This window comes from Kitasatospora sp. NPDC034533 (assembly GCF_055575155.1).
The window spans coordinates 1-1,300 of the sequence record NZ_JBVITE010000170.1 but is presented as its reverse complement, the minus strand read 5'-3'; the positions used below and the strand labels follow the sequence as shown (position 1 = coordinate 1,300).

Sequence of the window (1,300 nt, the reverse complement as noted above, 5' to 3'; positions counted from 1 at the left end):
CACCCACCCCGACAACCTCGTCTACGTCATCTACACCTCCGGCTCCACCGGCAAGCCCAAGGGCGTCACCCTCACCCACACCAACGTCCTACGGCACTTCGCCGCGACTCGCGAACAGCTCGACTTCTCATCCGGCGACACCGTGACCCAGACGCACTCGTACGCGTTCGACATCTCGGTCTGGGAGATGTGGGGAGCACTGCTCCACGGCGGTCGACTCGTCATCGTTCCGACCACCGTCGGTCGCTCCCCCCAGGACTTCCTGGACCTCCTGGTCAAGGAACGCGTCAGCGTCCTGATCCAGACGCCCACCGCGTTCCGGGCCCTGACCGCCCTGGCCGACAACGGCGATGCTCGTCTCCAGCGCCTGTGCCTCCGGCTGGTGGGCTTCGGCGGCGAGAAGTTGGAGAGCACGGAGCTCCGACCCTGGACCGAGCAGTTGGGCCTCGACTCGCCCGCCCTCCTGAATCTGTACGGGCCGACCGAGACCACCATGCACTCGGCGTACCACCGTCTGACCGAGGACGACCTCGGGACGTCCGGACGAAGCATCATCGGCCTGCCACTAGAGGACCTGCGGATCCACCTGCTGGACGCGGAGGGCCGGCTGGTACCGGTGGGTGTTCCCGGTGAGATCCACGTGGGCGGCCCCGCCGTCGCCCGCGGCTACCTCAACCGCCCCGCCCTCACCGCCGAACGCTTCATCCCGGACCCGTTCGGCCCGGCGGGCTCGCGCCTCTACCGCACCGGCGACCTCGCCCGGCGCCTCACCGACGGCACCCTCGACTACCTCGGCCGCATCGACACCCAGGTCAAGATCCGCGGCTACCGCATCGAACTCGGCGAAATCGAAACCCGCCTGCGCGAACACCCCACCGTCCACGACACCGTGGCGATCGCCCACCAGACGCAGAGCGGGAGCACCGCACTGGTCGCCTACATCGTCGCCGAAGCCGCGTCCGAGGCCGCACTCGACGTCGCCGTCCTGCGCGAGCACCTGGCCGCGAACCTGCCGGACTACATGGTCCCCGCCGCCTACATGGCCATCGACCGCGTCCCCCTCACCGGCAACGGCAAGGTCGACCACCGCGCACTGCCGGCACCGGACGCAAGCGCGTTCGCGACCAGCCGGTACGTCGCCCCCCGCGCGCCCGTCGAGGAGCGCCTGGCCGCCATCTGGTCCGACGTCCTGGGCCTACCCCAGGTCAGCATCGAGGACAGCTTCTTCGACCTCGGCGGCGACTCCATCCGCGCCGTCCGACTCGTCGGCGCCCTGCGCGCCGCCGGCCACGACACCACC

Annotated in this window: 1 protein-coding gene; it reads left to right on the top strand. The window is 70.1% G+C overall.

Annotation, left to right across the window (positions count from 1 at the left end):
• Positions 1–1,300 (top strand): non-ribosomal peptide synthetase (locus tag ACZ55U_RS39065; protein ID WP_465534404.1); only part of this gene is annotated, 1,300 nt, incomplete at both ends.